The sequence below is a fragment of the Roseovarius sp. SCSIO 43702 genome (genome assembly GCF_019599045.1).
Lineage (GTDB): Bacteria > Pseudomonadota > Alphaproteobacteria > Rhodobacterales > Rhodobacteraceae > Roseovarius.
Genome location: NZ_CP080623.1, coordinates 139,457 through 162,219 on the forward strand (window position 1 = coordinate 139,457; position 22,763 = coordinate 162,219).

Consider the following 22,763-nt stretch of genomic DNA (forward strand, 5'->3'; position numbering starts at 1 on the left):
CCGAGGGGTCGCTTGCGATGCGCATGGCGCGATGGATGACAGTGACGGCGGTTCTGCTCTTCGCGGCGGGACTGTCCCGCGATGTTATCGACAAGTGGATAGACGCGACAGTTCTTCCCCCGCTCCTCTCCGAAACTTCGGTCGAGGTGCGCGACCGCAACGGCGATCTCCTGCGCGTCTATACGGTGGCGGATGGACGCTGGCGGCTGGCGGTGTCGCCCGCGCAGGTCGATCCGGGCTTCGTGTCCATGCTGATCGCCTACGAGGACAAGCGGTTCGCGGATCACTCCGGCGTTGATCCCCGCGCAGCCCTGCGCGCGGTGGCGCAGGCGCTCCGGGCGGGCGAGGTCGTTTCGGGGGGCTCGACCCTTACGATGCAGGTCGCGCGCCTGCTCGAGGACAGCGGCACGGGCCAGCTCTCCGGCAAGCTCCGGCAGATCCGCGTCGCTCTCGCGCTCGAGCGGGCGCTGACCAAGGATCAGATCCTCGCGCTCTATCTCACTCACGCGCCCTATGGCGGCAATATCGAGGGCATACGCGCAGCCACCCTCACGTGGTTCGGAAAAGAGCCCCACCGCCTGACACCGGCCGAATCCGCGCTCCTCGTGGCGCTGCCGCAATCCCCGGTCGCTCGCCGCCCCGATCGCCATCCCGAGGCCGCCCGTGCTGCGCGCGACCGTGTGCTCGACCGCGTGGCAAGGGCCGGTGCGCTCGACCGAGATGAGGCTCGCGCGGCGCAGGGCGATCTCGTGCCGCGGGCACGGCGGGCTTTCCCGGCGCTTGCCCCCCACATGGCCGACCGTGCGCTTGCCGAGGCACCCACGCTTTCCACCCACCATCTGACACTCGATGCGACCTTGCAGCACAAGCTCGAGCGTCTGGCGCGTGACGCGACGCGGGGACTGCCGCCCGAGACCTCCGTCGCCGTCGTGCTGGCCGACCACCAGACGGGCGAGATCCTCGCATCGGTCGGCTCCGCCGGGTACAACGCCCGGGGCACGCGGCAAGGATTCGTCGACATGACATCCGCGCTGCGCTCGCCGGGCTCTACGCTGAAGCCCTTCATCTACGCCATGGCTTTCGATCGCGGGCTTGCCCATCCCCAGACACTGATCGACGACCGCCCCGTCGCCTTCGGATCCTATGCGCCCCGCAATTTCGACGGGGCTTTTCGGGGCGAGCTGACGATCACCGACGCGCTGCGGCAATCGCTCAACATTCCGGTCGTTCTCCTGCTTGACGAGATCGGGCCGGCCCACCTGATGAACCTGATGCGCCGCGCCGGGGTTTCCCCGGTACTTCCGGGCGATCAGGCGGGTCTTGCCATCGGGCTGGGTGGGCTCGGCGTGACCCTGACCGACATGACGCAACTCTACGCCGCGCTCGCGCGGGGCGGCGTCGCGGTGCCGCTTCGCTGGCGCGCGGACGAGGCTGCCCCGATGACCGGCCGTCGCATCTTCGACCGGGCTGCCGCATGGCAGGTTTCCGACATCCTCGCGGGGCTCGCACCACCTGCGGGCGCGCCGCGCGGGGCGCTAGCCTACAAGACCGGCACGTCCTATGGGCACCGCGATGCCTGGGCCCTCGGGTTTGACGGCCGCCACGTGGCCGGGGTCTGGATCGGGCGGCCCGACGGTACCCCGGTGCCCGGCGCATTCGGCGGCGATCTGGCCGCGCCGATCCTGTTCGAGGCGTTCCAGCGCCTTCGGGACGAGGTCACGCCCCTCGCGCCGCCACCGCCCGAGACCCTCATGGTCTCGACCGCGCGGCTTCCCCAGCCGCTTCGCCGCTTTCATGGCCGAAACGCCGCGTTCGAACCCGCTTCGGATGCGCCCAAGCTGATCTTTCCGCCCGATGGTGCCCGGCTCGCCCTCGGGTCGGGCAACCTTCCGGTCAAGCTGCGCGATGGCACGCCGCCCTTCATCTGGCTGGCGAATGGCGTTCCCGTCCTGACCGGGAGCCACCGGCGCGAGGTCGCTCTCCCGGGGCTGACTGCGGGCTTTTCACAGGTATCGGTCATCGATGCCCGTGGCCGCGCCGCGCGCGTCTCGATCCGGATCGATTGACCCGCCTTCCGCACGATGCCCGGAAGGAGGTTTCGCGTCATAAGCCCTTCCCTCCGACGACCACCGCGACGGTGCGAAGCACGATCCATAGATCAAGCCCGAGGGACCTGTTGGCGACATAGGCCCGGTCGAGCGCCACCCGCGGCTCGTACCCACCGGACCCGGCGACCGTGACCTGCCACAACCCGGTCAGGCCGGGGCGCACGCTCTTGTAGCTCCGCCTCCCCGCCCCGCCGTAGTGAAGCCGCAACTCCTCTGCCATGACCGGACGCGGTCCGACAACGCTCATCTCGCCGCGAAGGATGTTCCAGATCTGCGGTATCTCGTCCACGCGATAGCGGCGAAGCCACCATCCGATCCGCGTCACCCTCGGGTCACGTGCGAGCTTCCGCGTCTCACGCCATTCGCGCGCCTGCGCCGGATCCCGCCGCAATATCTCGTTGAGGGTCTGCGCCGCACCCGGCCTCATCGTTCTGATTTTCCAGAGACGAAAGGGCACACCCCCACGCCCTACGCGCATTTGCGAATGCAAGGGGGAATACCCGTCAAGAATAGTGACCAAGGGCAGGATAACGAGCAGGACCGAGAGCACGACGGGCAAGCTCAGCACCACCAGGCACAGGTCCACCAAGCGCTTCGCGTCGACCGGCGAATGCCGAATCGACCAGACATGACCAAGCTCGACCTGCATGCAGCGCACCTTCCGCGAACCAAAGACCGCGAAAGGCTAGCCTGCAAAGGTAAAGAAGCCGGAAACGCCTGACAGTCAGCCGCCGGTCCGCTCGATGGCAAGTGCGATCCCCTGACCGCCGCCGATGCACATGGTCACGAGGGCGCGCGTCCCGTTGATCCGCTCCAACTCGTAAAGCGCCTTCACGGTCAGGATGGCGCCCGTCGCCCCCACGGGATGCCCCAGCGCAATGGCCCCGCCATTCGGATTCACCTTCGCCGGATCCAGACCCAGCGCACGATTGACCGCAATCGCCTGCGCCGCGAACGCCTCGTTCGATTCGATGACGTCGAAATCCCCGGCTGACAGGCCCGTCCGTTCAAGCAATGCCTCGACCGCCGGCACGGGGCCGATCCCCATCACCTCGGGCCGGACACCCGCATGGGCATAGCCGAGAACCTTCGCACGCGGCGTCAGCCCCGCGCGCTCCGCCGCTTCGCCGCGCGCAAGGACCAGCGCGGCCGCGCCGTCATTGATCCCGCTGGCATTTCCCGCCGTAACGGTGCCGTCCTTCTGGAACGCCGGCCGCAACCCGGCCAGCGCCTCGGCGCTCGTGTCCTTCGGATGCTCGTCCACCTTGAATTCGACACTATCGCGCCTTTGCTGCACCTCGACCGGCACGATCTGATCGGCGAACCGCCCTGAATCGAGCGCCTCTTTCGCGCGCTTCTGGCTTTCGAGCGCGAAAGCATCCTGGTCCTCGCGCGATACGCCGTGCTCGGCGGCGACATTCTCCGCGGTCACGCCCATATGCCCGGTGCCGAAGGGACAATTGAGCGCACCCAGCATCATGTCGAGCGCACGCATGTCGCCCATCTTCTTGCCCCACCGTGCATCCGGCAGCACGAAGGGCGAGCGGCTCATGCTCTCGGCTCCGCCGGCAACGGCGAAATCCGCGTCGCCCAGCGCAAGCGCCTGCACCGCCGAGACGATCGCCTGCGCCCCCGATCCACATAGCCGGTTGACGTTCATCGCCGGCGTGGTCTCGGGGATGCCTGCCTCCATCGCCGCGATCCGTGCAAGATACATGTCTTTCGGTTCGGTATTGATCACGTGTCCGAACATCACCTGGCCGATACGATCACCGGAGACAGCCGCGCGCTCCAGCGCGGCGCGCGTCACGACGGCGCCCAACGCGGTCGGCGGTATCGCGGCAAGCGATCCACCGAAGGTGCCGATGGCCGTGCGGGCGCCCGAAAGAATGACGATTTCATCCATGTGCTTCTCTCCTCGTTTGGACCACTTTACGCCCGGCACCCCGCCCGCGTCCACGACGACCCTTCGTCAGGACAGCACAAAAAAACACCCGCGGCAGACGCGGGTGTCTTTCGAAAGATCTGTAGCGGGTGTCACCGATAAACGGATTCCTTCCCGAAATGCTTTGTCAGCATGTAGTAGATCACGGCGCGATACTTGTTCCGCTCGGACCGGCCATAGGTGTCGATCACTTGGTTGATCGCGTCCATCAAGGCCGGGCTGTCGGCAAGGCCAAGCTTCTTGATGAGGAAATTGTTCTTCACCGTTTCGAGTTCACCTTCCTGCGTCGCCGCCACAGTGGACGCATCCGCGTCATAGATCGCGGGGCCGCAGCCTATCGTGACCTTCTCCAAAAGATCCATGTCGGGTGTCATACCGCACTTGGTGCGCAGGTCCTCGGCATATACGGCGATCAGATCGTCGCGTTTTCCCATGAAATTTCTCCCTCGTCGCCGGCGCTTCGCCTGGCATCATTTTCGGTCCAGCCCTTTGCAGGCATATGTCACATGATAACCAAGAGCCCCTGTGCGACAAAGGGAAAACTTCCTGCCCGAACCTCTGCGCGCTACGCGCACAGGCGGCGATACGCCGTGCGGATTGGGAAAAGGGCATGCCCCCGCGGCATCGCCGCAGGGGCCTCTTGATCGATGACACCGGCTCAGCTGCCGGTGGCGAACCCTCAGTTCTGAACTTCGGGTTCTTCCTCGGTCTCCGCTTCGGTGTCGGCCGAAGCGTCCGCGTCGGCATCGACTTCGGCGTCCGCGTCGACATCCGCGCCGTCCGTCGTTGCCTCGGCATCCGTCCCGGCCTCGGCGTCGGCCCCGTCCGTCGCGGCGTCGCCTTCGGTCTCGGCATCCGCGCCATCGGTGCTCATGTCGCTGTCCGAACCTTCCGTTTCGGCATCCGCTCCGGCGTCCGTGTCTGCACCGTCCGCATCACCTGCGTCGGCATCCGTATCCGTTGCGGCATCGGTGTCTCCACCGTCTGAATCCGCATCGGTTTCCACGTCGGTTTCCACGTCCGCGGCGCCATCGCTATCCGCACCTTCGTCGCTCGCCATGAGCAGGTCCGCGACCGGGGTGTCGTCAGGCAGGCTTTCGGCCCCGCTTTCATCGAACTCGGGCTGCTCTTTCAGGGCATCCTTGTCACGGTCCACGACAAGCGACCACTCCTCGGGATTCAGCTCGAACTCATCGAGCGGAAGGGCCACGGTATATTCACCCAACCCGAGAAAACCGCCGATGCCGATCACCGCCGAAGCCGACTGGCCGTCACTGATCACGTAGTCGATCTCGCCGATCGACTCGGCATTCTTGTTGAAGACCTGCATGCCGAGCACGTCCCCGACGGTCATTTCCTCGAGACTCGTGATCTGCTTGCCTTCGGTTGCGTCCGCGTAACCGGAATCCTGATCGACGGCTTGCGTGTCATCCGACATGGTCGTGTCGTCGGTCGTCGTCTGCGCGCCTGCCGTTCCGGCCAGGAGGGCTGCGGTCGCCGCACTCATGAGAAAGCTCTTGATGGTCATGATCAAACTCCCTTTCATCGCATGATCTGAAGGAAAGACCCACGACGTGAGGATTCGTTCCGACCACGAAAAAAAGCAGGCGGAATGCTGCGCATTGCCACCTGCAAGTTATTGATAACAAATGGTTTGTATCAGTAGCGGTAATGCTCGGGCTTGAACGGCCCTTCGGGCGAGACGCCGATATATTCCGCCTGATCCTTGCTCAACTCGGTCAGTTTCACGCCGATCCGGTCCAGGTGAAGCCGCGCCACTTTCTCGTCGAGATGCTTGGGAAGGATGTAGACGTCGTTTTCGTATTCATCGCCCTTCGTCCAAAGCTCGATCTGCGCAAGCACCTGGTTGGTGAAGGACGCACTCATGACGAAGCTCGGGTGCCCGGTGGCATTGCCGAGGTTCAGAAGGCGACCCTCGCTCAGGAGGATGATGCGATTGCCCGACGGCATCTCGATCATGTCCACCTGGTCCTTGATGTTGGTCCACTTGTGATTCTTGAGGCTCGCCACCTGGATCTCGTTGTCGAAATGGCCGATATTGCCGACGATCGCCATGTCCTTCATCTCGCGCATATGCTCGATGCGGATCACGTCCTTGTTGCCGGTCGTCGTGATGAAGATGTCGGCGCTGTCGAGCACGTCTTCCAGCAGCACCACCTCGTAGCCGTCCATCGCCGCCTGAAGCGCACAGATCGGATCGACCTCGGTCACCTTCACGCGCGCGCCGGCGCCCCGCAGGCTGGCGGCGCTGCCCTTGCCCACATCGCCGTAACCGCAGACCACCGCGACCTTCCCGGCCATCATGGTATCGGTCGCGCGGCGGATACCGTCCACGAGACTCTCCTTGCAGCCGTACTTGTTGTCGAACTTGGACTTCGTCACGCTGTCATTGACGTTGATCGCCGGGAACGGAAGACGCCCGGCCTTCACGAGCTCGTAGAGGCGGTGCACCCCGGTGGTCGTCTCTTCCGAGACACCCTTGATCGCGTCGCGTTGCTTGGTGAACCACCCGGGGCTCGCCTCGAGACGCTTCCTGATCTGGGCGAAGAGATATTCCTCTTCCTCCGATTTCGGCACCTCGATCAGGTCGGTCTCGCCGTTTTCGACACGCGCACCGATGAGGATGTACATCGTGGCATCGCCGCCATCGTCGAGGATCATGTTGCAGGTGCCGCCCTCGCCGCCAAAATGGAAGATGCGGTCGGCATAGTCCCAGTATTCCTCGAGCGTCTCGCCCTTGACCGCGAAGACCGGCGTGCCACCCTCCGCGATCGCCGCCGCCGCATGGTCCTGCGTCGAGAAGATGTTGCACGAAGCCCAGCGCACATCGGCACCCAGCGCCACCAGCGTCTCGATCAGGACCGCCGTCTGGATCGTCATGTGCAGCGATCCGGCGATCCGCGCGCCCTTCAGGGGCTGGCTTGCGCCATATTCCTCGCGCAGCGCCATGAGGCCCGGCATCTCGGTTTCCGCGATATCCAGCTCCTTGCGCCCGAACGCGGCAAGGGAAATGTCTTTCACGATATAGTCTTTGGCCACGGTCTGCTCCTCGGCAATGCTTTTCAAGTCAAGCCAAGTAGCACTCCGAAGGGGGTCTGGCAACTTGCGCGCGGCCCGTGCCGCCCGCGCCTATCCCTGTACGCCAGCGGGCCTCGCTTCGGGGTCGGTGAAGAACGCGTCCGTGCCTGCCGCGAGAACACAGCTCGTCCCGTCCGCGCGCGTGACCAGAACGGTGAACGTCCCCGTTTCCTCCGAGGTCCAGAGCTCCATCATCGCGTGCTTGCCGCGCGTGGCCTGCAATCCGCCCATCCGCATCTGTTCAAGATACTTGCCCTGCAACTTGTCGACCAGATCTTCGCGTTTCCCGCAAGTCTGCGCCGTTGCCATCGTCCCCGTGAGTGCCAGGGTAGCCCCGGCCGAGATCGCCATCAATCGCTTGAACATCCCATGCTCCTTTCGTTACAGCTTCCCAACTGAAAGGGGCACTTCACCGGGTCTGGTTCCACGCCCCCCGGTTTGTCGATCCAAGTCCATATCCGTTCCGGCCCGTCCCTTGGCCCTATCGGATGGCAGCATGGGATTTGGATCGATGACCAGACTGCGCCGCAAATGTGGCAAGAACATGGCAACGGTCAGAGGCATGGCAGAATGGCAACAGAAGTCAGGGCATGGCAGCGGATGTTGTCGGGGCGGCGGCTCGACCTGCTGGATCCCACCCCCGTGGACATCGAGATCGAGGATATCGCCCACGGCCTCGCCTTCGTCGCCCGCTGGAACGGGCAGACCCATGGCGATTTCGCCTATTCCGTTGCCGAGCATTCGCTGCTCGTCGAAACGCTCTTTCGCCGCATCGCACCCAAGGCACCGGCGAAATGGCAGATGGCAGCACTTCTGCATGACGCGCCCGAATACGTCATAGGCGACATGATATCCCCGGTGAAGAACGCGGTCGGCCGCGGCTACGGAGAGCTCGATCAACGGCTTACCGATGCCATCCACATCCGCTTCGGCCTTCCCGCCCAGATCCCCGCCTCGATCAAGAAACAGATCAAGCGTGCGGACAAGCTCAGCGCCTGGATGGAGGCCACCCGGCTTGCGGGCTTCACGACAAGCGAGGCCGACAGGTTCTTCGGCCGGCCACGCCCCGACCTGATCGAGGGACTTGACCTGCGCCTGCGTCCCCCGCTCGAGGTGCGCGCCGATTACACATCACGTTTCGGCGAGTTACAGCTTGCCATGGGCCGAGGTTGATGGACGTCCCGGTCCCGGCCCCCTACGGTTGCCGAAACCTCCGGGAGCTTTCTCATGCGCGCCTTGCTCATCTTAGCGACCCTGCTATTGGCTGCGGGGCAGGCGCAGGCCGATGTCGCCACCTGCGCGGCGCTGTTCCGGAACGCTCCCGATGCGCTCGGCGGCCACCGTCTGACCGCGCGAACCGTCTACGAGCGGAAATCGCCCGGTTCCGGCTATCATCTTCGCTACGCTCGCAATGACCGTCAGCTTGCCAGCGTCTTTCTCTACGACCGCGGCCGCGACACGTTCAGCGAAAGGATGCTTGCAACCGAGCTTTCCGTCACCACGAGCCAGGTTTTCCGAATGCGCGCCGCGGGACGCAACGTGACCGATGGCGATGTCTTCTTCGACCGCACGAAACCCGCCCGACGGGGGCTCTTCGGGATCGGCTTCATTCATATCGAATATGACGGGCGCCGCCTGCAACATGATTTCATCACGCTCGGGCCAGTCGATGGATGCCTGGTCAAGCTCGTCTATTCGTCCCCCGGCAACCGCTATTTCGCCACCCGTCGCTTCGACCGGGTGCTCGCAGACCTGCTCGGCTACGTGGGCCAGAAGCGTTAGCGCGGCGACCGCTTGGCGAGGATACGTTGCAGGGTTCGCCTGTGCATGTTCAATCGCCGCGCAGTCTCGCTCACGTTGCGATCACAAAGCTCGTAGACACGCTGGATATGCTCCCATTTGACGCGATCCGCGCTCATCGGGTTTTCCGGCGGTGGCGGCAATTCGTCATCCCTTGCCAGAAGCGCGTTGGTGATGTCGCGCGCATCGGCAGGCTTCGAGAGGTAATCCGTGGCGCCGATCTTCACTGCCGCGACCGCGGTCGCGATGGCGCCATATCCCGTCAGAACCACGATCCGACAATCCGGCCGTTTCTCGCGCAGCAGTTCCACCACGTCGAGGCCGTTGCCATCCTCCAATCTCAGGTCGCAGACCGCGTAAGCTGGCGGCCGTGCCGTGGCGATGGCGGTTCCCGCGGCGACCGAGTCGGCGGTCTCCACCTCGAACCCGCGCTTTTCCATCGCCTTCGCGAGCCGCCGGAGGAACGGCTCGTCGTCATCGAGGATCAGAAGCGTTCGGTCCTCGCCGAGTTCTTCCAGAGCGTCGGCCATGCGGCATTCCCATCCTTTGACAATTAAAGGATGACTTAGGCCGTCCCTCGCCTCGGGTCAAATCCTCCGGCGTCAGCTGTTTTCGACGAAACATGCCACCTTTTCCGCCATCTCCTCCGCGTTCACGTCGCGGCGGAAGAACTCGACAAAGCCATGTTCGGGCAAGGTCAGGTAGGTGAATGTCGAGTGGTCGACGAGATAGTAATCGGGGTCCTTGGGCGACTCGGGGATGCGGTAATAGGTGCGATAGGCCTGGCTTGCCGCCCTCACCTGCTCCTCGCTTCCGGTCAGACCCACCATGCGCGGGTGCATGTATTCGGTCCACTCGGCAAGAACCTCGGGCGTGTCGCGCGCGGGATCGACCGAGATGAAGACCGGCTTGACCTCGATCCCCCGCTCTTCGAGCAAGGCCACCGCCTCCGCGTTCCGCGCCACGTCGAGCGGACAGACATCGGGGCAGAAGGTGTAACCGAAATAGATGAGCGCAGGCTCGTTCAGGACCTCCTCGCTCGTCACTTCCGTCCCCGTCTCGTCGATCAGCGTGAAGGGCCCTCCGATCTGGTCCGATCCGCCGGCCACCTTGGCCGACCGGCACGGATCAAACGGATCATTCGCCGAGGCCCGGTCGGTCCAACTCCGGTAGGGCCCGATATAGGTCAGTATGGCAAGCAGTCCGATCAGCGCCACGGCGGCAAGAACGGCAATGATCATAACGGATTTTCGTGACATCGGGCTGGCCTCATTCTCTGGGCTTTGGACGCGGCATGTGGCACATCTATCCGGATGACGCCAGCTTGCAAGAGGACCAAAGCGCGCAGATGGACAGCCAACTGACCGGTCTTGCCGGACCCCGGAACAAGGGTCACTGGATCAGGCTGCGAACGCTCGTCCTGTTGCGGTGGTGGGCGGTGCTGGGCCAGGTGACGGCGCTCGTCACCGCACATCTCGCCTATGGGCTCGTGTTCGATATCGGCCTCTGTTTCGCGGTGATCGGCGCCTCGGTCGTGAGCAATCTTGCCGTCTCGCTGATCTACCCCGCGAACAAGCGCCTCGACGAGCGCGAGAACCTCGTCTTCGTGATGTTCGACCTGTTGCAGCTCGGATTGCTTCTCTATCTCACCGGCGGCCTGAACAACCCTTTCGCGATCCTCGTCGTCGGACCGGTGGTCGTCTCGGCCTCGTCGCTATCGGCCCGTTCCACGCTGTTCCTCGGGTTGACGGCGATCGGGATCGTGACCCTGCTGCTCTGGCTGCATCTGCCGTTGCGCACGGTCGATGGCGACATCCTCCGCATGCCCTGGATCTACCGCTTCGGCTTCTGGCTCGCCATCGTGATCGCGGTGGTGTTCCTCGGGGTCTATTCGCGTTGGGTCGTGTCCGAGATGCAGGCCATGTCGCAGGCGCTGCAGGCCACGCAGATGGCCCTCGCCCGCGAACAGAAGCTGACCGATCTCGGCGGTGTCGTCGCCGCGGCGGCGCATGAACTCGGCACGCCGCTCGCGACGATCAAGCTGACAAGCTCCGAGCTGGCCGAGGAACTGCCCCCCGGCAGCGACGCGCACGAGGACGCGCTTCTCATCCGCGATCAGGCCGACCGATGCCGCGACATCCTGCGCTCCATGGGGCGTGCCGGGAAGGAGGATCGGCACCTGCGCACCGCCCCGCTCAGCGCCCTTCTCGACGAAGCGGCCGAGCCGCATCTCGATCGCGGCAAGACCGTGGTGACCGAGCACGGCGCAGGCGGGGATCTTGACGGTCAGCCGGTGGTCTTGCGCCGCCCCGAGATCATTCACGGACTCCGCAACCTCATCCAGAACGCGGTCGACTTCGCCCGCGACGCGGTGTGGATCGAATCCCGCTGGACCGCCGACCGGATCACCATCCGCATCATGGACAACGGACCCGGGTTTCCCCCGGCGCTCATGACGCGGATCGGCGAGCCCTTCGTGCGCCGCCGTTTCTTCGGATCCGAGATCCGGCGCCCGCATTACGAAGGCATGGGCCTCGGCCTCTTCATCGCCAAGACCCTGCTCGAGCGCTCGGGTGCGGACCTCAGCTTCGCCAACGGCAGCACGACCTTCGGCGCCGGACATCGAAAATCGCCGCGCTCCGGCGCGGTGGTCGAGGTCGTCTGGCCGCGGTCGAAACTCGAGGTCGAAACGAGCGATTCCCGCGCGGCACTCGGGAAGAACGAGAACCTCACCTGAGGCGTTGCGCGGGAGAGATATCGCTGTCGCGTTAACCAGTTGTTCACCTTCATTCTCCACCCTCCCGGCAAGCGCGACAAGGAAGGGTGGCTGCAATGATCTCCGAGATGATGAACTGGGTCGGCATCGTTGGTGCCGCGTTCGTCGTGACCTGTGCCACGCTTCTCTTCATCGCTCGCCTCCCGCCCAAGGCGCTTCCTCGCGGGACGCGCGAGCATGGGAACGCCTCGACGTTTCTCTTCCGCGACGGGCAGCTCGCCGATTCGGAGAATTGCGAAGACGACGACCCTTGCGGTGATTGGCCGTCCTTCCGAACCTGGATGCTGCCGCGTTTTCCCGACCTGCCGCTTACGCCCCCGGGCCGCGCCGACTCCGTGATTTTCACGGCCATCGACGACCCCGCCGACAGGCTTCGGCTCGAGACAGGCGACGGCTGGCTTCGCGCCACGCTCTTTACCGAACAAGGCGAAACCTGCGCGCATCGCCACCGCGCCGCGCTCGACCGGCTGGAGCGGGCGCGCTTCGGTGACGTGGCGGCGGCTGCACCCTACCCGATCTGGGTCGAAGACCGCGAAGGCGAGATCTTGTGGCGCAACGAGGCGAGCACGGTCTTTTTCGACCGCGGCGGCACGCGCCACGACCTCGCGCATCCCGAACCGGGCGAGAGGGCCATCGAACGGGTTGCCCTCCATCTGCCGGACTCCGGCTCGAACATCTGGTTCGAGGTGCATGGCATAGGACGCGCGGGCGACGTGATCCGCTACGCCACCGACGTGACCGAAACCGTCCGCGCGGAATCGGCACGCGGTGAATTCATCCAGACCCTGACCAAGACCTTCGCCAATCTGACCATCGGCCTCGCCGTGTTCGACAGCACGCGCAAGCTCGTCCTGTTCAATCCCGCCCTCACCGACCTGACGCGCCTGCCGGTCGACTTCCTGAGCATGACGCCCGATCTCATGAGCTTCTTCGACCGTCTCCTCGACAGCCGCGTCATGCCCGAGCCGCGCAACTATGGAAGCTGGAGAGCCCAGATCGGCGACATGATCACCTCGGCCGAGAACGGGCTTTACCAGGAAACGTGGTCGCTTCCGTCGAACATCACCTACCGCGTCACCGGCCGCCCCCATCCCGACGGCGCCGTCGCCTTCCTGTTCGAGGATATTTCCGCCGACATCCAACTGTCACGACGATACCAGTGCGAACTTGAGAAGCGCGACGCGATGCTCGAAGGGCTCGACCAGGCGATCATGATCCTCACCGCCGACCAATCCCTGTCCCTTTGCAACGCCGCCTTCCGCGACCTGTTCGGCATCGACCCCGAGGGGACGCCGCGCGACATGCGCCTTCGCGATGCTCTCGAGATCGGCGAGGCGCGGCTGCCCAATCCCGCTTTCTGGTCGGAGCTTCGCGCCATCCTCGACACGGGAGACCAGGAAGGGCAGATTTCGCATCCCTCAAGCGGCCGGGACGCACCGCCGCTCTCGGCGCGCGTCGCGCGCTTGCCGGATGGAAACCGGATGGTGGTCATGGCCCGCCGGGCGGGTGCCGAAGCGGCCCACGCTTGAAGCCGCGGGCCGCCCGTGTAACCTGCCGGGATGAGCAGCGGCAGTGTCACGATCTCCCTTCCCGGCCCCGAGGCCACCTGCAACCTGGCCCGCGCCATCGGCGCTGCGCTCGCGCCTGGTGACGCGATCCTGCTGTCGGGCGACACGGGCGCGGGCAAGACACACTTCTGTCGTTGCCTGATCCAGTCGCTTCTTGCCGCGCCCGAAGACGTGCCGTCGCCGACTTTCACTCTCGTCCAGACCTACGACACACCCTCCGGCGAAATCTGGCACGCCGATCTCTATCGGCTTGGCGACACGACCGAACTGGCGGAGCTTGGCCTCTCGGATGCCTTCGCCACCGCCATCAGCCTGGTCGAATGGCCGGATCGCTTGGGCTCCCTTGCACCGGCGAACGCCCTTGGCCTAGAGTTGACAGCGGGCGATGACCCCGAGGCGCGCACCGCCCGGCTTTCGTGGTCCCATGGAAAATGGCAGGACATTCTGAGCAGGGCGCAAATTGACGCAACGTGAAACGAAGCTGGCCGAGTTCATCGCCGCAAGCGGGTGGGGATCGGCCGACCGCAAGGTCATCGCCGGGGATGCCTCGAACCGCCGCTACCTGCGGCTTACCCGGTCATCCGGTGCTACGGCCATCCTGATGGATGCCCCGCCCGAAAAGGGCGAGGACGTCCAGCCGTTTCTCGACATCGCGCGCCACCTCACCGCGCAGGGTCTTGCCGCACCGGACATCCTGAGCGCCGACACCGATGCGGGGTTCCTCCTGATCGAGGATCTCGGCGACGACCTGTTCGCCCGTGTTCTCGACCACCTCCCCAGCGCCGAGAAAAGGCTCTATACCGCCGCGACCGACGTGCTCTTGCATCTTCATGACGCTCCCCTTCCCGAGGGCGTGCCAACTTACTCGGTCGGTCTCATGGCCGACCTGGCGGCGCTCGCTTGCGACTGGTACGCATCGGGCCTCGGCGCCGAGGATACCGACGGTCGGCAGCGTCTTCACGATGCCATGGCCGGTGCGCTGGCCCTTCTCGACGGGCTGGACGAGGTGCTGATCCTGCGCGATTACCATGCCGAGAACCTCCTGTGGCTACCCGACCGGCCCGGCCTGCGGAAAGTGGGCCTTCTCGACTTCCAGGATGCCATGCGCGGCCATCGCGCCTATGATCTCGTCTCGCTTCTCCAGGACGCGCGCCGCGACGTGAGCCGCGACACCGAAATATTGATGATCACGCATTATGTCGATCACTGGGGGGGAAACCCCGCTTCGTTCGACACGGCCTATCACGTGCTCGGAACACAGCGGAACCTGCGCATCCTGGGTGTGTTCGCCCGGCTCTGCCTCCGCGACGGCAAGGCGCACTACCTCGATCTCATACCGCGTGTCTGGGGATACCTGATCCGCGATCTCGACCACGCGGCCCTCGGCCCCCTTCGCGCCATCGTGCACGAGATCCTTCCGCCCCCGACCGAAACCGTGCTTCAGAGGCTGAAAAGCAAATGTGCGACCCGCTCGACGTGATGCTGTTCGCTGCGGGTTTCGGAACGCGTATGCGGCCCTTGACCGACTTGCGCCCGAAACCCCTCATCGAGGTTGCGGGCCGGACCCTTCTCGATCATGCGCTCGACGTCGCGAGCGGGGTGCCCGTGACCCGGATCGTCGTCAACGCGCATTACAAGGCAGACCAGATCATCGCTAATCTGGCCTCGCAAGATATCGCTGTTTCGCTGGAAGAGAGCCGCATTCTTGATACCGGTGGCGGCCTCAAGGCGGCGCTCCCGCTCTTCTCGGCCGAGACGATCGCCACGCTCAACACGGACGCGGTCTGGACCGGTCCGAACGCGCTCGGGACCCTGCTCGCCGCATGGGATCCCGCCCGGATGGACGCGCTTCTTCTCTGCGTCCCGAGCAACCGCACCGAGGGTCGCGCCGGCCCCGGCGATTTCTCCCGTGACGGCACCGGATCTCTCAAGCGCGGCGGCGACCTCGTCTATACCGGCGCACAACTCATCAAGCGGTCGGTGGTCGAGACCTGGCCCGACGACGTCTTCTCGCTCAACGCTCTCTGGAACGCCCTGCTGGACGAAAGGCGCCTGTGCGGTGTCGAACATCCGGACCACTGGTGCGACGTGGGCCATCCCGGCGGCATCGCCACGGCCGAGAAGCTGCTGGGGACAACGCAGGATGTTTGAGCGCGACGACCGTCCTCGCCTTTTCGCGCTTCCTCCCGGCGTGGATTTCAGCACCGAGCTGGTCGCGGGTCTGCGCCAGCGGCTTCGCGGCGCGCCGCCAGACGCGATGGCCCGCGCCACGCTCATCGTCAACACCCGCCGCATGGCCCGCCGACTGCGCGAGGTGTTCGATGCCGGTCCGCCGTCCTTCCTGCCCCGTATCTGCACCGTCACGTCGCTTGACGCGATCTGGCCGATGCCCCAGATGCCGCCTGCTCTCGCCCCCCTGCAACGAAAGCTCGAACTCGCCCGGCTCATCTCGGCCCTGCTCGACCGCGAAACGGATCTCGCCCCGCGCTCCGCCATCTTCGATCTCTCCGACAGCCTTTCGTCCCTCATGGACGAGATGCACGGCGAAGGAGTCGGCATGGACGCGCTCGACGCGCTGGATATCAGCGATCAGTCCGGGCATTGGGCACGTCTGACCTCCTTCCTCGCGATCACCCGCGAATTCGATGCGCGGGCCCAAAGCGCGGGGGCCGAGGCGCGCAACCGGCGCATCGTCGGCACGCTGATCGACAGGTGGCAGCGGGATCCTCCGGCGGATCCGGTGATCCTTGCCGGCTCCACCGGATCGCGCGGCACAACGCAACTGCTGCTCCGCGCCATCACGGCGCTTCCGCAAGGCGCCGTGGTCCTGCCGGGGTATGATTTCGACATGCCCGCCCCGGCATGGGAGGCGCTCGACACCGGCATGGGCGGCGAGGATCATCCGCAATACCGCTTCCGCGCCCTCCATCACACGCTCGATCTCGCGCCCGGGGACGTGCGCCCTTGGACCGACGGCAGCCCTCCGGCCACGTCACGGAACGCGGTGGTTTCCATGGCCCTGCGCCCCGCCCCCGTCACCGACCAGTGGCGCGTCGAGGGACCGGACCTTCCCGATCTCGACACCGCCATGAAGGATGTGACGCTGCTCGAGGCACCAGGCCGCCGGATCGAGGCGCTCACCATCGCGATGCGCTTGCGCGAAGCGGCCGAGACCGGCACCAAAGCGGCTCTGATAACGCCCGATCGTGACCTTACGCGGCAGGTCGCCGCCGCGCTGGACCGGTGGCGCATCCTGCCCGACGACAGCGCCGGCACGCCGCTTCATCATACCGCACCGGGTCGCTTCCTCCGCCATGTCGCCGCCTTGCCGGCTTCACGACTCTCGACCGAGGCGCTGCTGACGCTGCTCAAGCATCCGCTCACCCACCAAGGTGGCACACGCGGCCCCCACCTCCGCCTCACGCGCGAACTCGAACTCTGGTTGCGTCGAAAAGGCATCCCCTTCCCGACGCAGGCCGACCTTTCCGCCTGGGCCGCGATCCAGTCCGACGGTGCCGCGCCCGAGTGGGTTGCCTGGCTCTGCGAAACCATCTTCCGCGATCCGGCCGAGGGTCAGCATCCTCTCACCCGGCATCTTGCCGAGCATCTCGCGCTCGCCCGCCGCATCGCCTGGGGGGCGACCGAACCCGATGACGGCTGGCCCCCGGCCTGGGCCGAGAAGGCGGGGCCGCCCGTGCTTCTCGTCATGGCGGAACTCGAACGGCAGGCGGCACATGGCGGCGCTCTCGGCGCGACGGAATACGCCAACCTTCTCGACAACCTGCTCTCGTCCGGCGAGTGGCGCGACACCGAACGTGCCGATCCCCTGATCCGCATCTGGGGAACGATCGAAGCCCGCGTGCAGGGCGCCGAACTGGTGATCCTCGCCGGTCTCAACGAGGGCACGTGGCCCGAGCCGACGGGTCACGACCCTTGGCTCAACCGGGTCCTGCGCAAACAGGCGGGCCTGCTTCTTCCCGAGCGGCGGATCGGCCTGGCCGCGCATGATTTTCAACAGGCGATCGGTGCGCCCGAGGTCTGGATCACCCGCTCGATCCGTTCGGACGAGGCACAGACAGTCATGAGCCGCTGGCTCAACCGGCTCATCAACCTCCTCGACGGCCTCCCCGAGCAGGGGGGTCAAACCGCGCTCGCCGCGATGCGCGCCCGCGGTCAGCACTGGCTCGCGCGGGCCGACACGCTCGAAACGGTAGAAGCCACACCGCCGGCCCGACGCCCGGCCCCCGTGCCGCCCGTTCACCTGCGGCCCGCAACGCTTCCCGTGACCGGGATCGAGCGGCTGATCCGCGACCCCTACGCGGTCTATGCCCGGTACGTGCTGCGCCTTTCGCCCCTCGCCCCGGTGCAGCGGCTTGCCGATCCCCTCATGCGCGGCACGGCGATCCACGACATACTCGAAGCCTTCATCAGGGCCACGGCGGACGACGACAGCGGCCTGACCCCCACCCGGTTCTTCGAGATAGCAGACCCTATCCTTGCCGAACGGGTCCCGTGGGGGCAGGTGCGCCTGCAATGGCGCGCGGGGCTTGAACGCGTGATCGACGACTTCCTCGCAGACGAGGTCAACCGTCGGATCCTCGCCCGACCCGCCGCGCTCGAGGTGCCGGGGCGTGCGGAACTCACGTCCCCGCCCTTCACCCTCACGGCCAAGGCCGACCGGATCGACATCGCCGCCGATGGCGGGCTCGTGGTCTACGATTACAAGACGGGCAAGCCGCCGACCAAGCCGCAGCAGAAGAAATTCAGCAAGCAGCTCCTGCTCGAAGCCGCCATGCTGGAACGCGGCGCCTTCGCCGAAATTCCCGCCGACTCCGTCACACGCGCCGCCTATATCGGTCTCGGCTCCGACGCGGGCGAGGTCGAGGCGCCGCTCGACGACGTCCCACCTGACAAGACATGGGCCGAGCTCGCCGAGCTGATCGCCTCCTATCTCGATCCCGGGCAAGGCTACGCCTCGCGCCGCGCGATGGGAAAGATATCGGACACGGGCGACTACGATCAGCTCGCGCGGTTCGGCGAATGGGACGTGACCGCCGCCCCCGACCTCATCGAGTTGAGGCTTCCCGATGGATGACGCGACCAGACGACAGATCGAGGCCGCACGGCCCACGCGCTCCACGTGGCTTTCGGCCAATGCAGGCTCGGGCAAGACCCGCGTGCTCACGGATCGTGTGGCGCGGCTGCTGCTCGAAGGCGTCGATCCGCAGCATATTCTTTGCCTGACCTACACCAAGGCCGCCGCGTCCGAGATGCAGAACCGGCTTTTCGATCGGCTGGGCGCATGGTCGATGCTTCCTGACGAAAAGCTCCGCGACCATCTCACGAAGCTCGGAATCACTGCGACCGATCTGTCCTTGCCCCAGGCACGGCGCCTCTTTGCGACCGCCATCGAAACACCCGGCGGGCTGCGCATCCAGACGATCCACTCCTTCTGCGCCTCGCTGCTCCGCCGATTCCCGCTCGAGGCCGGGGTCACGCCCCAATTCACCGAGCTTGACGACCGCACGGCCGAGATCCTGCGCGGTGATGTGGTCGAAGACATTTCGCGCGGACCCGGAGCCGCGCTGCTGCATGATCTCATGCGGCTCTATACCGGCGCGGATTTCGACAAGTTCCTGAAGGAAATCCTCTCCAATCGCGACCGCTTCGCCGCGGACGCGGAGCCGCGGGCGGCCATTGGTCTGCCCATGAGCGTCACGCGCGAAAGCATCGCGGCCCGCGTGTTCACCGGCGGAGAAGAGGCGATCCTGCGCGATCTGATCCCCGCCATGCGTGAGGGTGGCAAAACCGATGCCCGCAATTGCGAGCTGCTATCGGGGTTGAACAGGCTCGATTTTTCCGCTCTTCCCACGCTCGAGAAGGTCTTCATGACCCAGGGCGGCAAGGCGGGCTTTCGTGCCAAGACCGGGCAAGTGCCCACCAAGCCGGTCCAGAAGAAGGTGCCCCACCTTCTCGAAGCGCTCGACGCCTGGATGGAACGCATCGCCGACGCCCGCGATGATCGCCTCGCGCTGCTCACCCTTGAACGAACCGAGGTGCTTCACGGCTTCGCGCGCGTCTTTCTGCAAGGTTACGATGCCGCCAAGGAGCGGTTCGGCTATCTCGATTTCGACGACCTGATATACAAGACCCGTGATCTCCTGCTCGACCCGGCCGTCGCCGACTGGGTTCTCTTCCGGCTGGATGGCGGGATCGACCATATCCTCGTGGACGAAGCGCAGGACACGAACCCGGTGCAGTGGCAGGTGATCGCGGAACTGGCGAGGGAACTGACAAGCGGCGCGGGCGCCCGGCCCGATACGCCCCGCACGATCTTCGTGGTTGGCGACAAGAAGCAATCCATCTATTCCTTCCAGGGGGCCGACCCCCGCGCCTTTGACGAGATGCGCGATGAATTCGCCCGCCGTCTCGAAACCGCCGAGACCCCGCTCGCCAACAGCGTTCTGGAACACTCCTTCCGCTCGTCCCGGGCCATTCTGGACGTCGTCGATGCCACCTTCGCCGGGATCGACGACAAGGCATTTACGCCGAAACAGAGCCACATCGCGTTTCACTCCGCCCTACCGGGCCGCGTCGATCTCTGGCCCCCGCTCCCCAAGCCCGAGACCAGCGAGGAGCCGCCATGGTTCTCGCCCGTGGACATGCCCGCCGAAAACGACCCCGCGATCGAACTTGCGCGCATCGTCGCCCGGCGCATCGCCGAGATGCTGGAGCGGAAGGAGCCGCTCCCCGATCCCAAGGCACCCGGCGGCTGGCGCGCGATGACGCCCGGAGACATCCTCATCCTCGTGCAATCCCGCACCAACCCGGTCTTCCAGGAGATCATCCGCGCCTGCAAAGCGCTCGACCTTCCGGTCGCAGGCGCCGACCGGCTCAAGCTCGGCGCGGAGCTCGCGGTGCGCGACCTGACCGCCCTTCTGTCGTTCCTCGTCACTCCCGAGGACGATCTCTCGCTCGCAACCGCGCTGCGGTCGCCCCTCTTCGGCTGGTCCGAGCAGGATGTCTTCGCCCTCGCCCAGCCACGTGGCACCGCCTATCTCTGGCGCGCGCTCCGGGACGCGGAGGACCGCCATCCCGAAACGCTCGCGATCCTTCGCGACCTGCGCGGCCAGACCGATTTTCTCCGCCCCTACGACCTGATCGAACGCATTCTCACTCGGCATTCGGGCCGCGTGCGCCTGCTGTCGCGACTCGGTCCCGAGGCCGAGGACGGCATCGACGCCCTCCTGTCGCAGGCGCTCCAGTTCGAGCGCAACGCGGTCGACAGTCTGACCGGCTTTCTCGTCTGGATGGAGCGCGACGACGTGGAGATCAAGCGTCAACTCGACAATGCCGGTGACCAGATCCGCGTCATGACGGTTCACGGGGCAAAGGGCCTCGAATCTCCCGTCGTGATCCTGCCCGAAACCCACAAGCGCGGACGCGGTGGCGACAACTCACTGCTGCCGCTCGGCGACACCGTGATCTGGAAGCCCCGGACCGCGGATTTTCCCCCATCGCTCCAGGCAAGCCGCGATGCCGTCCAATCGGCCCAGGACGCAGAGCGCGACCGCCTTCTCTACGTGGCCATGACCCGCGCCGAGAAGTGGCTCATCGTCGCCGCCGCGGGTGAAACGGGCGACGACGGCGAAAGCTGGCACAGCCAGATCGCGGCCGGCCTCGCTTCGTGCGAGACGTGGCCCCTCGACTGTCCGACCGGCGAGGGTCGGCGCGTTCAATTCGGCGATTGGGCTGAAACGGTGCCTGATACGACGTCGCAGGAAGACCCCGGCCGCGCGCCGCTCCCCGACTTCTTCGCGGCACACGCACCGCGGCGCACACCGCCCGAACCGACCGTCAGCCCCTCGTCGCTTCCCGGGGCGAAGGCATTGCCGAGCGAAGACGGGCGCGACACCGATACGGCGCTCCGCGAAGGGCGCGCGCTGCACGAGATGCTCGAACACCTGCCCATGATCCCGCCCGAGCATTGGCCCGAGATCGATCCCGCACCGCTCGCCCGCGCGCTCCTCGAAGCGCCCCACCTGTCGCATCTCTTCGCACCCGACACCCTTGCCGAGGTGCCGATTACCGCGGCCCTTCCCGAACTCGGCGGCCGTCGCCTGCACGGCGTCATCGACCGGCTCGTCATCTCGCCCGATCGCGTCCTCGTCGTCGATTTCAAGACGAACGCGGCGGTGCCCGCGACGCCCGAAGACTGCCCCGACGGTCTGTTGCGGCAGATGGGCGCCTATCGCGCCGCCGTGTCACAACTGTATCCCGACCGCCAGGTCGACACGGCGATCCTCTGGACGACCACCGGCGCACTGATGAACCTGCCGCACGATCTGGTGACCGGCGCGCTTGCCGACACGCCCGCACCTTGACCTTCCCCATAGGGGTCCATACGTTCGCCTCAACTCAAGTCATCCCTTTCCAAGGAGAGCAGCCATGGGCACCGTTGCCGTCACCGACGATACCTTCGACGCCGAAGTGAAGAATTCCGATATCCCCGTCGTGGTGGATTTCTGGGCCGAATGGTGCGGTCCCTGCAAACAGATCGGCCCGGCCCTGGAAGAGATCGCGGCCGAGATGGATGGCAAGGTCAAGATCGCGAAGGTGGATGTTGACAGCAACCCCAACTCGGCGGTGCAGATGGGCGTGCGCGGTATCCCCGCGCTCTTCATCTTCAAGAATGGTGAGGTCGTGTCGAACCGCGCCGGCGCCGCGCCCAAGGCGGCGCTGCAAAGCTGGATCGAAGAATCGATCTGAGCCGGAACAGAGACGGATTTCAGGCCTCGCCCCCTTGGCGAGGCCTTTTCCGTTCCGCCGCTTTGTCTGTGCAGGAATGCGCAACGTTCCCATGCGGGCCACAACGAACAGGAGACACCTCATGCACAACGACGACTTCCCCGGCTGGCACGGCACCACGATCATCGGCGTCCGAAAGGGCGGCGAGGTGGTGGTCGCCGGCGACGGCCAGGTCTCGCTGGGCCAGACCGTCATCAAGGGTACCGCACGCAAGGTCCGCAGGCTGAGCCCCGGCGGTTTCGACGTGGTCGCGGGCTTCGCGGGGTCCACCGCCGATGCCTTCACGCTTCTCGAACGGCTCGAAGCCAAGCTCGAAGCCACGCCGGGACAGCTTCAGCGCGCCTCGGTCGAGCTGGCCAAGGATTGGCGCACTGACAAGTATCTGCAAAAGCTCGAGGCGATGCTCATCGTAACGGACGGGAAGCAGCTTTTCGTGATCACGGGCGCGGGCGACGTGCTCGAACCCGAACACGACATCGCCGCGATCGGCTCGGGTGGCAACTACGCCCTCGCCGCCGCGCGCGGCCTCTATGAAAGCGACCGCGACGCCGAACGGATCGCCCGCGACGCCATGGCCATCGCCGCCGATATCTGCGTCTACACCAACGGAAACCTCACGGTCGAAACCATATCGGGGTGATCCTCCGGTTTCGGCACCC

20 protein-coding genes are annotated in these 22,763 nt (G+C 65.7%); 12 read left to right on the forward strand and 8 right to left on the reverse strand.

The features are described 5' to 3' along the window. Nucleotides 1–17 precede the first annotated feature (17 nt). Nucleotides 18–2,066 (forward strand): penicillin-binding protein 1C, encoded by a 2,049-nt coding sequence (gene pbpC, locus K1T73_RS00650; protein ID WP_220602091.1) that lies wholly within the window; start codon nucleotides 18–20, stop codon nucleotides 2,064–2,066. 37 nt (nucleotides 2,067–2,103) lie between these two features. Here the strand turns inward: pbpC and K1T73_RS00655 are convergent, their stop codons facing one another. From K1T73_RS00655 to K1T73_RS00680, 6 genes are all read right to left on the reverse strand, one after another. Beyond that, entirely contained in the window at nucleotides 2,104–2,757 is a 654-nt protein-coding gene (locus K1T73_RS00655) for a sugar transferase (RefSeq protein WP_220602092.1), read from the reverse strand. 75 nt (nucleotides 2,758–2,832) lie between these two features. Then, nucleotides 2,833–4,014: an acetyl-CoA C-acyltransferase family protein gene (locus tag K1T73_RS00660; protein WP_220602093.1), complete on the reverse strand. Its 1,182-nt coding sequence runs from the start codon at nucleotides 4,012–4,014 to the stop codon at nucleotides 2,833–2,835. Between the two features lie 131 nt (nucleotides 4,015–4,145). Beyond that, nucleotides 4,146–4,487, reverse strand: a complete 342-nt coding sequence (locus tag K1T73_RS00665; RefSeq protein WP_220602094.1) for a DUF2853 family protein — start codon at nucleotides 4,485–4,487, stop codon at nucleotides 4,146–4,148. A gap of 245 nt (nucleotides 4,488–4,732) precedes the next feature. Further along, complete coding sequence (locus K1T73_RS00670) at nucleotides 4,733–5,581, reverse strand: PRC-barrel domain-containing protein (protein ID WP_220602095.1); 849 nt, start codon at nucleotides 5,579–5,581, stop codon at nucleotides 4,733–4,735. A 131-nt stretch (nucleotides 5,582–5,712) separates the two neighbouring features. Then, nucleotides 5,713–7,113, reverse strand: a complete 1,401-nt coding sequence (ahcY, locus tag K1T73_RS00675) for an adenosylhomocysteinase (RefSeq protein ID WP_220602096.1) — start codon at nucleotides 7,111–7,113, stop codon at nucleotides 5,713–5,715. A 90-nt stretch (nucleotides 7,114–7,203) separates the two neighbouring features. Further along, entirely contained in the window at nucleotides 7,204–7,518 is a 315-nt protein-coding gene (locus K1T73_RS00680; protein WP_220602097.1) for a hypothetical protein, read from the reverse strand. Between the two features lie 204 nt (nucleotides 7,519–7,722). Here K1T73_RS00680 and K1T73_RS00685 point away from each other — a divergent pair, with 204 nt between their 5' ends. Next, a complete protein-coding gene (locus tag K1T73_RS00685; RefSeq protein ID WP_220602098.1) occupies nucleotides 7,723–8,325 on the forward strand; it encodes an HD domain-containing protein in 603 nt (200 codons plus the stop codon). 54 nt (nucleotides 8,326–8,379) lie between these two features. Beyond that, nucleotides 8,380–8,934, forward strand: a complete 555-nt coding sequence (locus tag K1T73_RS00690; protein ID WP_220602099.1) for a hypothetical protein — start codon at nucleotides 8,380–8,382, stop codon at nucleotides 8,932–8,934. On the opposite strand, the gene K1T73_RS00695 is transcribed toward K1T73_RS00690, so the two are convergent. Continuing rightward, entirely contained in the window at nucleotides 8,931–9,482 is a 552-nt protein-coding gene (locus tag K1T73_RS00695; RefSeq protein ID WP_220602100.1) for an ActR/PrrA/RegA family redox response regulator transcription factor, read from the reverse strand. The genes K1T73_RS00690 and K1T73_RS00695 overlap by 4 nt on opposite strands. Nucleotides 9,483–9,554: 72 nt before the next feature. Beyond that, nucleotides 9,555–10,193: an SCO family protein gene (locus tag K1T73_RS00700; RefSeq protein WP_220602101.1), complete on the reverse strand. Its 639-nt coding sequence runs from the start codon at nucleotides 10,191–10,193 to the stop codon at nucleotides 9,555–9,557. A gap of 107 nt (nucleotides 10,194–10,300) precedes the next feature. On the opposite strand from K1T73_RS00700, the gene regB reads away from it, so the two are divergent. The 9 genes from regB (at nucleotide 10,301) to hslV (ending at nucleotide 22,744) form a co-directional block, all read left to right on the forward strand. Then, a complete protein-coding gene (gene regB / locus K1T73_RS00705; RefSeq protein WP_220603555.1) occupies nucleotides 10,301–11,689 on the forward strand; it encodes a sensor histidine kinase RegB in 1,389 nt (462 codons plus the stop codon). Nucleotides 11,690–11,784: 95 nt separating this feature from the next. Further along, nucleotides 11,785–13,257, forward strand: a complete 1,473-nt coding sequence (locus K1T73_RS00710; protein ID WP_220602102.1) for a PAS-domain containing protein — start codon at nucleotides 11,785–11,787, stop codon at nucleotides 13,255–13,257. Between the two features lie 30 nt (nucleotides 13,258–13,287). Further along, nucleotides 13,288–13,770 (forward strand): tRNA (adenosine(37)-N6)-threonylcarbamoyltransferase complex ATPase subunit type 1 TsaE, encoded by a 483-nt coding sequence (gene tsaE / locus K1T73_RS00715; RefSeq protein ID WP_220602103.1) that lies wholly within the window; start codon nucleotides 13,288–13,290, stop codon nucleotides 13,768–13,770. Further along, the gene (locus tag K1T73_RS00720; protein ID WP_220602104.1) at nucleotides 13,757–14,776 is read left to right on the forward strand and encodes an aminoglycoside phosphotransferase family protein; all 1,020 of its coding nucleotides are present in this window, start codon (nucleotides 13,757–13,759) and stop codon (nucleotides 14,774–14,776) included. The genes tsaE and K1T73_RS00720 overlap by 14 nt, the downstream gene beginning before the upstream one ends. Next, nucleotides 14,776–15,447: a nucleotidyltransferase family protein gene (locus tag K1T73_RS00725; protein ID WP_220603556.1), complete on the forward strand. Its 672-nt coding sequence runs from the start codon at nucleotides 14,776–14,778 to the stop codon at nucleotides 15,445–15,447. The genes K1T73_RS00720 and K1T73_RS00725 overlap by 1 nt, the downstream gene beginning before the upstream one ends. Further along, nucleotides 15,440–18,391, forward strand: a complete 2,952-nt coding sequence (addB, locus tag K1T73_RS00730) for a double-strand break repair protein AddB (protein WP_220602105.1) — start codon at nucleotides 15,440–15,442, stop codon at nucleotides 18,389–18,391. Before K1T73_RS00725 ends, addB begins: the two co-directional genes overlap by 8 nt. Then, nucleotides 18,384–21,680: a double-strand break repair helicase AddA gene (gene addA / locus K1T73_RS00735; protein ID WP_220602106.1), complete on the forward strand. Its 3,297-nt coding sequence runs from the start codon at nucleotides 18,384–18,386 to the stop codon at nucleotides 21,678–21,680. The genes addB and addA overlap by 8 nt, the downstream gene beginning before the upstream one ends. 64 nt (nucleotides 21,681–21,744) lie before the next feature. Beyond that, on the forward strand, nucleotides 21,745–22,065 hold the full coding sequence (gene trxA, locus K1T73_RS00740) for a thioredoxin (RefSeq protein ID WP_220602107.1): 321 nt from the start codon (nucleotides 21,745–21,747) through the stop codon (nucleotides 22,063–22,065). Between the two features lie 121 nt (nucleotides 22,066–22,186). Next, nucleotides 22,187–22,744, forward strand: coding sequence for an ATP-dependent protease subunit HslV (hslV, locus tag K1T73_RS00745; protein WP_220602108.1), 558 nt, complete (start codon nucleotides 22,187–22,189; stop codon nucleotides 22,742–22,744). Nucleotides 22,745–22,763: the final 19 nt, after the last annotated feature.

Excerpts from the sequence above, each read along its gene's own strand:
- K1T73_RS00700 (WP_220602101.1), bottom strand. The coding sequence starts at position 10,193 with ATGATCATTGCCGTTCTTGCCGCCGTGGCGCTGATCGGACTGCTTGCC.
- pbpC (WP_220602091.1), top strand. The coding sequence starts at position 18 with ATGCGCATGGCGCGATGGATGACAGTGACGGCGGTTCTGCTCTTCGCG.
- K1T73_RS00710 (WP_220602102.1), top strand. The coding sequence starts at position 11,785 with ATGATCTCCGAGATGATGAACTGGGTCGGCATCGTTGGTGCCGCGTTC.
- hslV (WP_220602108.1), top strand. The coding sequence starts at position 22,187 with ATGCACAACGACGACTTCCCCGGCTGGCACGGCACCACGATCATCGGC.
- trxA (WP_220602107.1), top strand. The coding sequence starts at position 21,745 with ATGGGCACCGTTGCCGTCACCGACGATACCTTCGACGCCGAAGTGAAG.
- tsaE (WP_220602103.1), top strand. The coding sequence starts at position 13,288 with ATGAGCAGCGGCAGTGTCACGATCTCCCTTCCCGGCCCCGAGGCCACC.
- K1T73_RS00690 (WP_220602099.1), top strand. The coding sequence starts at position 8,380 with ATGCGCGCCTTGCTCATCTTAGCGACCCTGCTATTGGCTGCGGGGCAG.
- addB (WP_220602105.1), top strand. The coding sequence starts at position 15,440 with ATGTTTGAGCGCGACGACCGTCCTCGCCTTTTCGCGCTTCCTCCCGGC.
- K1T73_RS00655 (WP_220602092.1), bottom strand. The coding sequence starts at position 2,757 with ATGCAGGTCGAGCTTGGTCATGTCTGGTCGATTCGGCATTCGCCGGTC.
- K1T73_RS00680 (WP_220602097.1), bottom strand. The coding sequence starts at position 7,518 with ATGTTCAAGCGATTGATGGCGATCTCGGCCGGGGCTACCCTGGCACTC.
- K1T73_RS00660 (WP_220602093.1), bottom strand. The coding sequence starts at position 4,014 with ATGGATGAAATCGTCATTCTTTCGGGCGCCCGCACGGCCATCGGCACC.
- K1T73_RS00695 (WP_220602100.1), bottom strand. The coding sequence starts at position 9,482 with ATGGCCGACGCTCTGGAAGAACTCGGCGAGGACCGAACGCTTCTGATC.
- K1T73_RS00685 (WP_220602098.1), top strand. The coding sequence starts at position 7,723 with ATGGCAACAGAAGTCAGGGCATGGCAGCGGATGTTGTCGGGGCGGCGG.
- regB (WP_220603555.1), top strand. The coding sequence starts at position 10,301 with ATGGACAGCCAACTGACCGGTCTTGCCGGACCCCGGAACAAGGGTCAC.
- addA (WP_220602106.1), top strand. The coding sequence starts at position 18,384 with ATGGATGACGCGACCAGACGACAGATCGAGGCCGCACGGCCCACGCGC.
- K1T73_RS00665 (WP_220602094.1), bottom strand. The coding sequence starts at position 4,487 with ATGGGAAAACGCGACGATCTGATCGCCGTATATGCCGAGGACCTGCGC.
- K1T73_RS00670 (WP_220602095.1), bottom strand. The coding sequence starts at position 5,581 with ATGACCATCAAGAGCTTTCTCATGAGTGCGGCGACCGCAGCCCTCCTG.
- K1T73_RS00725 (WP_220603556.1), top strand. The coding sequence starts at position 14,776 with ATGCTGTTCGCTGCGGGTTTCGGAACGCGTATGCGGCCCTTGACCGAC.